The organism is Lachnospira pectinoschiza, from assembly GCF_020564355.1.
Taxonomy (GTDB): domain Bacteria; phylum Bacillota; class Clostridia; order Lachnospirales; family Lachnospiraceae; genus Lachnospira; species Lachnospira intestinalis.
The window spans coordinates 1-450 of sequence record NZ_JAJCRR010000027.1 but is presented as its reverse complement, the minus strand read 5'-3'; the positions used below and the strand labels follow the sequence as shown (position 1 = coordinate 450).

The window sequence follows — 450 nt, the reverse complement described above, 5'->3', positions numbered from 1 at the left end:
GGCGCGGGGAAGTAGCGACTTTAGGTCAAGAGTACCTCCTGTTGGTTGGAGGGACCATTATTTTTCTGGCTCTAATGACCAGTTTTGGCGCCATTATCAGAGCAAATGGAGACAGTCGCACACCCATGTTTGCAAGTCTCTTTGCCAATATTTTAAATATTGTTCTCTCAGCCCTTTTGATATTTGTTTTTCACATGGGAATCGTGGGGGCTGCCTTAGGAGCAATCTTTTCGAGGGCAGTAGCGCTTCTGTATCTCTGGAAAAAGCTCAAAGATAAGGATTTACAACCTACGAAAAACATTTTCTCAGAAAAAATCAGTAGAGAACTGATTTTTTTGACAATTCCGGCTGCTGGTGAGCGTTTGGCGATGCGCCTAGGAGATTTGGTCATCATGGTGCTCATCATTTCTCTTGGGAATCGGGTCTTTGCAGGAAATGCGATTGGGGAAA

Annotated in this window: 1 protein-coding gene; it reads left to right on the top strand. The window is 44.4% G+C overall.

Annotation, left to right across the window (positions count from 1 at the left end; genetic code table 11):
• Positions 1-450, top strand: a 450-nt coding sequence (locus LI288_RS14085) for a lipid II flippase MurJ (protein ID WP_227091077.1), incomplete at both ends; no start/stop codon positions are given.